At 57.0% G+C, this 6,984-nt stretch carries 7 protein-coding genes; 5 read left to right on the plus strand and 2 right to left on the minus strand.

Features of this window, described 5'->3' with window-relative positions; all coding sequences use genetic code 11:
• The first annotated feature begins 1 nt into the window (after window position 1).
• The 5 genes from hemE to D5066_RS22315 all read left to right on the plus strand — a co-directional run bounded on the left by hemE (window position 2) and on the right by D5066_RS22315 (window position 3,542).
• Window positions 2-1,066 carry a uroporphyrinogen decarboxylase gene (hemE, locus tag D5066_RS22295; RefSeq protein ID WP_119917245.1) on the plus strand — a complete coding sequence of 355 codons (1,065 nt, stop codon included), beginning with the start codon at window positions 2-4 and terminating at the stop codon, window positions 1,064-1,066.
• A gap of 9 nt (window positions 1,067-1,075) precedes the next feature.
• Complete coding sequence (nfi, locus tag D5066_RS22300) at window positions 1,076-1,747, plus strand: deoxyribonuclease V (protein ID WP_080330442.1); 672 nt, start codon at window positions 1,076-1,078, stop codon at window positions 1,745-1,747.
• A 41-nt stretch (window positions 1,748-1,788) separates the two neighbouring features.
• Window positions 1,789-2,379, plus strand: coding sequence for a YjaG family protein (locus tag D5066_RS22305; protein ID WP_119917246.1), 591 nt, complete (start codon window positions 1,789-1,791; stop codon window positions 2,377-2,379).
• A gap of 186 nt (window positions 2,380-2,565) precedes the next feature.
• Entirely contained in the window at window positions 2,566-2,838 is a 273-nt protein-coding gene (gene hupA / locus D5066_RS22310) for a nucleoid-associated protein HU-alpha (protein WP_002445246.1), read from the plus strand.
• An 11-nt stretch (window positions 2,839-2,849) separates the two neighbouring features.
• Complete coding sequence (locus D5066_RS22315) at window positions 2,850-3,542, plus strand: DUF1481 domain-containing protein (protein WP_080330444.1); 693 nt, start codon at window positions 2,850-2,852, stop codon at window positions 3,540-3,542.
• Between the two features lie 51 nt (window positions 3,543-3,593).
• Here D5066_RS22315 and purD read toward each other — a convergent pair whose 3' ends face one another.
• Complete coding sequence (gene purD, locus D5066_RS22320; protein WP_119917247.1) at window positions 3,594-4,886, minus strand: phosphoribosylamine--glycine ligase; 1,293 nt, start codon at window positions 4,884-4,886, stop codon at window positions 3,594-3,596.
• Between the two features lie 15 nt (window positions 4,887-4,901).
• Window positions 4,902-6,491, minus strand: coding sequence for a bifunctional phosphoribosylaminoimidazolecarboxamide formyltransferase/IMP cyclohydrolase (gene purH / locus D5066_RS22325; protein ID WP_119917248.1), 1,590 nt, complete (start codon window positions 6,489-6,491; stop codon window positions 4,902-4,904).
• Window positions 6,492-6,984 lie beyond the last annotated feature (493 nt).

Genomic DNA, 6,984 nt, shown 5'->3' on the forward strand with positions numbered 1-6,984 from the left:
AATGACCGAACTGAAGAACGATCGTTATCTGCGTGCGCTGCTGCGCCAGCCCGTTGATGTCACCCCGGTGTGGATGATGCGCCAGGCGGGACGCTATCTGCCAGAGTACAAAGCCACGCGCGCGCAGGCCGGTGATTTTATGTCGCTGTGCAAAAACGCCGAGCTGGCCTGTGAAGTGACGCTCCAGCCGCTGCGCCGCTACCCGCTGGATGCCGCCATTCTCTTTTCGGACATTCTGACCATCCCGGATGCCATGGGCCTTGGGCTCTATTTCGAAACTGGCGAAGGTCCGCGCTTCACCTCCCCAATCAAAAGTAAAGCCGACGTGGATAAGCTGCCGATCCCCGACCCGGAAGGCGAGCTGGGCTATGTGATGAACGCCGTGCGCACTATTCGCCGTGAGCTGAAAGGTGAAGTGCCGCTGATTGGCTTCTCTGGCAGCCCGTGGACGCTGGCGACCTATATGGTTGAAGGGGGCAGTAGCAAAGCCTTCACCATGATTAAAAAGATGATGTACGCCGAGCCGCTGGCCCTGCATGCGCTGCTCGACAAGCTGGCGAAGAGCGTTACCCTCTATCTGAACGCGCAGATTAAAGCCGGTGCGCAGTCGGTGATGATTTTCGATACCTGGGGCGGCGTGCTGACCGGGCGTGATTATCAGCAGTTCTCCCTGTACTACATGCACAAAATCGTTGACGGCTTGCTGCGTGAAAACGAAGGTCGCCGCGTGCCGGTGACGCTGTTTACCAAAGGCGGCGGTCAGTGGCTGGAAGCGATGGCGGCAACCGGCTGCGACGCGCTGGGCCTCGACTGGACGACCGATATTGCCGATGCGCGCCGTCGCGTGGGCGACAAAGTGGCGCTGCAGGGCAACATGGATCCGTCCATGCTCTATGCGCCGCCTGCCCGCATCGAAGAAGAAGTGTCGACTATACTGTCTGGTTTCGGCCAGGGTGAAGGGCACGTCTTTAACCTCGGCCACGGCATTCATCAGGATGTGCCGCCAGAACACTCTGGCGTATTTGTGGAGGCGGTGCATCGGCTTTCTGCCCAGTATCACAAGTAAGGAGTGGTTATGGATCTCGCGTCGCTACGCGCTCAGCAAATCGAACTGGCTTCATCGGTGATCCGCGAGGATCGTCTGGATAAGGATCCCCCGCAGTACATTGGCGGAGCGGACGTTGGGTTCGAGCAGGGCGGCGAAGTGACGCGAGCGGCGATGGTGGTGCTGAAATACCCTTCGCTGGAGCTGGTGGAGTACAAGGTAGCGCGTATCGCGACCACCATGCCGTATATCCCCGGTTTTCTCTCCTTCCGCGAATATCCGGCGCTGCTGGCCGCGTGGGAGCAACTTTCGCAAAAACCTGACCTGCTGTTTGTTGATGGGCACGGTATTTCCCATCCGCGTCGCTTAGGCGTTGCCAGCCACTTTGGGCTGCTGGTGGACGTGCCGACCATTGGTGTCGCCAAGAAACGCCTGTGTGGGGCGTTTGAACCTCTTTCTGCCGAGCCGGGTGCACTGGCGCCGCTTATCCATAAAGGCGAGCAGCTGGCGTGGGTCTGGCGCAGCAAGGCACGCTGTAATCCATTGTTTATCGCGACCGGGCACCGTGTGAGCATGGACAGCGCGCTGGCGTGGGTGCAGCGTTGCATGAAGGGCTACCGTTTACCGGAGCCGACGCGCTGGGCTGATGCCGTTGCCTCCTCGCGACCGGCTTTTGTTCGTTGGCAGGAAATTCAGCCGTGATTCAGGTAAACTGCGGCTAATTTCCGATTCGAGACATCATCATGTTACAAAACCCGATTCATCTGCGCCTTGAGAAGCTGGAAAGCTGGCAGCACGTGACATTTATGGCTTGCCTGTGCGAGCGCATGTACCCCAACTATGCCGCGTTCTGCAAGCAAACGGAGTTTGGCGAAGGCCAGATTTATCGTCGTATCCTGGATTTAATCTGGGAAACGCTGACGGTGAAAGACGCGAAGGTAAACTTCGACTCTCAGCTCGAAAAGCTGGAAGAGGCGATCCCGGCAGCGGATGATTTCGACCTGTACGGCGTCTACCCGGCCATTGATGCCTGCGTGGCGCTGAGCGAGCTGATCCACTCCCGTCTGAGCGGGGAAACGCTGGAGCACGCCATTGAAGTCAGTAAGGCATCCATTACGACCGTCGCGATGCTTGAAATGACCCAGGCAGGCCGCGAAATGACCGACGAAGAGCTGCGTGCTAACCCGGCCGTTGAACAGGAATGGGATATTCAGTGGGAGATTTTCCGCCTGCTGGCAGAATGTGAAGAACGCGATATAGAGCTGATCAAAGGGCTGCGCGCGGACCTGCGTGAGGCTGGTGAGAGCAATATTGGTATAATTTTTAACCAATGAGACAACAAAACGTGATTTAACGCCTGTTTTGTCGCACCTCGACTCTTCCCTTCTGCCCCCCGTCTGGTCTACATTTGGGGGGCGAAAAAAAGTGGCTATCGGTGCGTGTATGCAGGAGAGTGCTTTTTTGGCATTTTCGTCGCACTCGATGCTTAGCAAGCGATAAACACATTGAAAGGATAACTTATGAACAAGACTCAACTGATTGATGTAATTGCGGACAAGGCTGATCTGTCTAAAGTGCAGGCTAAAGCTGCTCTGGAATCTACCCTGGCTGCTATTACTGAGTCTCTGAAAGAAGGCGATGCTGTACAACTGGTTGGTTTCGGTACCTTCAAAGTGAACCACCGCGCTGAGCGTACTGGCCGCAACCCGCAGACCGGTAAAGAAATCAAAATCGCCGCAGCTAACGTGCCGGCATTTGTTTCTGGTAAAGCACTGAAAGACGCAGTTAAGTAAGACGCGTGGCAGTGAACAGTTTTAACGAAGGGGCGGCAACGCCCCTTTTGTCATTCTGGCGCGGAACGCTCGCGCTGGCGGGCATGCTGCTGTTATCCGCCTGTAGCCACGACACCTCCCTGCCGCCGTTTACCGCCAGCGGCTACGCTGACAACCAGGGTGCGGTCAGGATCTGGCGAAAAGATTCTGGCGGTGAAGTGCATCTGCTTTCTGCCTTCAGCCCGTGGCATAACGGCAATACGTCGACTGCGGAGTATCGCTGGCAGGGAGATGACCTGTCGCTGATCGAACTGAACATCTACAGCAAGACCCCCGAACACGTGAAAGTGCGTTTTGACGACCACGGTGAGCTGAGCTTTATGCAGCGCGAAGTCAGCGGTCAAAAACAGCAGCTTTCCAGCGATCAAATCGCCCTCTACCGTTATCGTGCCGAACAAATCCGTCAGACAAGCGACGCGCTGCGTCTGGGACGCGTTGTGCTGCGCCAGGGGCGCTGGCATGCCGATGGGACGGTGACCACCTGCGAAGGGCAGACGGTCAAGCCTGAGCTCGAATCCTGGGCAACAGAACACATTCAACGCCGTCAGCGTCATTCATCAATGGAAGTGAGTGTGGCGTGGCTTGAAGCGCCGGAAGGCTCTCAGCTGCTACTGGTGGCGAACGAAGACTTCTGCACCTGGCAGCCGACAGAGAAGAGTTTCTAAAGGGGCTGCGAGCGGTTCCCTCTCCCCTTAGGGGAGAGGGTGAGGAGAGAGTTACTCTCCCTGCTCCCGCGCAATCGCACGATAACCAATATCCTGACGGCTGAAGCTGCCGTTCCAGTGAATATCCGCCATCAGCGCATAGGCGCGTTTCTGCGCTTCTGCCACGGTATGGCCCAGCGCGGTTGCACACAGCACGCGGCCGCCGTTGGTGAGGACGCGAGCGTCGTCAGCCAGCTTCGTACCGGCATGGAACACCTTCGCGCCGTCAATCTCTTCCAGCGGCAGGCCGTGGATCTCATCCCCGGTGCTGTAGTTGCCCGGATAGCCACCCGCAGCAATCACCACGCCCAGAGACGCGCGCTCATCCCACTCGGAGATTTTCTCGTCCAGCTTGCCCTCGCAGGCCGCCAGGCACAGATCCACCAGATCGGATTTCATGCGCAGCATGATCGGCTGCGTTTCCGGATCGCCAAAGCGGCAGTTGAACTCGATGACTTTCGGGTTACCCTGCTTGTCGATCATCAGACCCGCATAGAGGAAACCGGTGTAGGTGTTGCCTTCCGCCGCCATCCCTTTCACGGTTGGCCAGATGATGCGGTCCATGGTGCGCTGGTGCACTTCATCTGTCACCACCGGGGCAGGGGAATAAGCGCCCATCCCACCGGTATTCGGGCCGGTATCGCCGTTGCCCACGCGCTTGTGGTCCTGGCTGGTGGCCATCGGCAGAACGTGCTCGCCGTCGACCATCACGATAAAGCTCGCCTCTTCGCCGTCGAGGAACTCTTCGATCACGATGCGGTGGCCCGCGTCACCAAAGGCGTTACCCGCCAGCATATCCTGAACCGCGGCTTCCGCTTCTTCGAGCGTCATCGCCACGATAACGCCTTTACCGGCGGCCAGGCCGTCGGCCTTGATAACAATCGGCGCGCCTTTTTCACGTAGGTAAGCCAAAGCAGGCTCCACTTCGGTGAAGTTCTGGTATTCCGCCGTCGGGATGTTATGACGCGCGAGGAAATCTTTGGTGAAGGCTTTGGAGCCCTCCAGCTGTGCGGCACCTTCCGTTGGACCGAAGATTTTCAGGCCCGCGGCGCGGAAGGCGTCAACCACGCCAATGACCAGCGGCGCTTCCGGGCCGACGATGGTCAGGTCGATGTTCTCGCTCTGAGCAAAACTCAGCAGGGCCGGGATGTCGGTCACGCCGATAGCCACGTTCTGTAGCGCGGGTTCCAGCGCGGTACCGGCGTTACCCGGCGCCACGAAGACCGTTTTCACCTGCGGTGACTGCGCCGCTTTCCACGCCAGAGCGTGCTCGCGCCCGCCGTTTCCAATCACTAATACTTTCATTTTCTGCTCCGGGGATTAATGACGGAAGTGACGCATGTCGGTGAAGATCATCGCAATGCCGTGTTCGTCGGCTGCGGCAATCACTTCGTCGTCGCGGATAGAGCCGCCAGGCTGGATCACACAGGTGATACCCACCGCAGCAGCCGCGTCGATGCCGTCACGGAACGGGAAGAAGGCGTCAGAGGCCATGGCGGAACCTTTGACTTCCAGACCTTCGTCACCTGCTTTAATACCCGCGATTTTCGCAGAGTAAACGCGGCTCATCTGGCCTGCGCCTATTCCGATGGTCATGTTCTCTTTGGCGTAGACGATGGCGTTGGATTTCACGAACTTCGCCACTTTCCAGCAGAACAGCGCGTCACGCAGTTCCTGCTCGGTTGGCTGACGTTTGGTGACGACACGCAGATCGGCTTCGCCCACCATACCCAGATCGCGGTCCTGAACCAGCAGCCCGCCGTTCACGCGCTTGAAGTCCAGGCCCGGCACGCGTTCAGCCCACTGACCGCAAACCAGCACGCGCACGTTCTGTTTCGCCGCGGTGATTTTCAGCGCTTCTTCGGATGCGGATGGCGCGATGATCACTTCGACAAACTGGCGGGAGATGATGGCCTGCGCGGTTTCAGCATCCAGCTCGCGGTTGAAGGCGATAATGCCGCCGAACGCGGAGGTCGGGTCGGTTTTGTAGGCGCGATCGTAGGCATCCAGAATAGAGGTGCTTACCGCGACGCCGCATGGGTTGGCGTGCTTGACGATAACGCAGGCTGGCTCGCTGAACTCTTTCACACACTCGAGCGCGGCGTCAGTGTCAGCAATGTTGTTATAGGAAAGGGCTTTGCCCTGAACCTGCTGGGCAGTCGCAACAGACGCTTCTTTTATCTCTTCTTCTATATAGAAGGCAGCCTGCTGATGGCTGTTCTCGCCGTAACGCATATCCTGCTTCTTAATGAAGTTCAGGTTCAGGGTGCGCGGGAAGCGGCCAGAAGGATCTTTGCTTTCACCGTGGTAGGCAGGCACCAGGCTACCGAAGTAGTTGGCGATCATGCTGTCGTAGGCTGCGGTGTGTTCGAAGGCTTTGATGGCGAGGTCGAAACGCGTTTCCAGTGTGAGCGACCCTTCGTTAGCATCCATCTCATTAATAATGCCGTTGTAGTCGCCGCTCTTTACCACGATAGCCACATCTTTATGGTTCTTGGCCGCGGAGCGCACCATGGTCGGGCCGCCGATATCGATATTCTCTACGGCATCTTCCAGAGAGCAGCCTTCGCGGGCGACGGTCTGGGCGAAGGGGTAGAGGTTAACGACAACCATATCGATTGGGGCGATATCATGCTGTTCCATAATACCGTCGTCCTGCCCGCGACGGCCAAGAATGCCGCCGTGCACTTTCGGGTGCAGGGTTTTGACGCGTCCATCCATCATTTCCGGGAAACCGGTGTAATCGGACACTTCGGTTACCGGCAGACCTTTATCTGCTAACAGGCGAGCGGTACCGCCTGTAGAAAGCAGCTCCACACCGCGTGCGGAAAGTGCCTGAGCGAATTCGACGATACCGGCTTTATCAGAAACACTGAGCAGAGCGCGGCGGACTGGACGACGTTGTTGCATGGTAAATCCCCTGGATTTCACGATTACAGAGAGCGTTAGATGAATTTTCCTGCGAAAAACTCATCTAACACACCTGACGGGGCATCCTTATTAAGCGCGAGCATTTTAACGAAAACGTTTGCGCAACGCTCGCACATTTTCACTTTTTCGTATCGTTGTGGATAAGTCTGTGTGTAAAAAAGGTATAAGGCGGGGTTTTGCTGTGGAATGCAGCAGTCAGTCATTTTTCTGTCATTTAGCGGTTGCGGCCTGCTGAGAACTCCCTATAATGCGCCTCCATCGACACGGCGGATGTGAATCACTTCACAAACAGCCGGTTAGGTTGAAGAGAAAAAATCCTGAAATAACGGGTTGACTCTGAAAGAGGAAAGCGTAATATACGCCACCTCGCAACGGTGAGCTGAAAGCCGCGTTGTAACTGCTCTTTAACAATTTATCAGACAATCTGTGTGGGCACTCAAAGTGACATGGATTCTTAACGTCGCAAGACGAA

The sequence above is a fragment of the Enterobacter chuandaensis genome, assembly GCF_003594915.1.
Taxonomy (GTDB): domain Bacteria; phylum Pseudomonadota; class Gammaproteobacteria; order Enterobacterales; family Enterobacteriaceae; genus Enterobacter; species Enterobacter chuandaensis.

Coding starts and splice junctions, on each gene's coding strand:
- purD (WP_119917247.1), bottom strand. CDS start 4,886: ATGAAAGTATTAGTGATTGGAAACGGCGGGCGCGAGCACGCTCTGGCG.
- nfi (WP_080330442.1), top strand. CDS start 1,076: ATGGATCTCGCGTCGCTACGCGCTCAGCAAATCGAACTGGCTTCATCG.
- hemE (WP_119917245.1), top strand. CDS start 2: ATGACCGAACTGAAGAACGATCGTTATCTGCGTGCGCTGCTGCGCCAG.
- purH (WP_119917248.1), bottom strand. CDS start 6,491: ATGCAACAACGTCGTCCAGTCCGCCGCGCTCTGCTCAGTGTTTCTGAT.
- D5066_RS22305 (WP_119917246.1), top strand. CDS start 1,789: ATGTTACAAAACCCGATTCATCTGCGCCTTGAGAAGCTGGAAAGCTGG.
- hupA (WP_002445246.1), top strand. CDS start 2,566: ATGAACAAGACTCAACTGATTGATGTAATTGCGGACAAGGCTGATCTG.